The following is a 402-nucleotide window of genomic DNA, read 5'->3' on the forward strand; positions in this document are numbered from 1 at the left end:
CATCGGCGCAATTGCGTTTCACTTCTGAGTTCGGCATGGGATCAGGTGGTACCACAATGCTATTGTCGCTAGACAAAAACATGTTGTTAAGTGATGTATCACTCAACATTAATAATCTTGGAAAGCTGTGACGTACATGGATGTACTAATGTCGATGTTGTTCACGGATGAACGTCTTTCATCGACTTTTTTGTCGCTTAATACCCATTTCTCTTATTCAGTACTCGTAAGTACGTGATATTCTCTTCTGAATCTTGTCAGTCTCATACAACCCTTGTTTACTCTCGTAAAACCACTTGGGTGTTGTATGGTTAAGCCTCACGGGCAATTAGTATCAGTTAGCTCAATGCCTCACAGCACTTCCACACCTGACCTATCAACGTTGTAGTCTCCAACGACCCT

2 rRNA genes are annotated in these 402 nt (G+C 42.3%); both read right to left on the reverse strand.

Going from position 1 to position 402, the window contains the following annotated elements:
• Positions 1–73: ribosomal RNA gene (gene rrf, locus ACSLUO_RS17710) — 5S ribosomal RNA — on the reverse strand; the annotation flags it as partial.
• A 234-nt stretch (positions 74–307) separates the two neighbouring features.
• A 23S ribosomal RNA gene (locus tag ACSLUO_RS17715) occupies positions 308–402 on the reverse strand; the annotation flags it as partial.

The sequence above is a fragment of the Thalassotalea agariperforans genome, assembly GCF_053470345.1.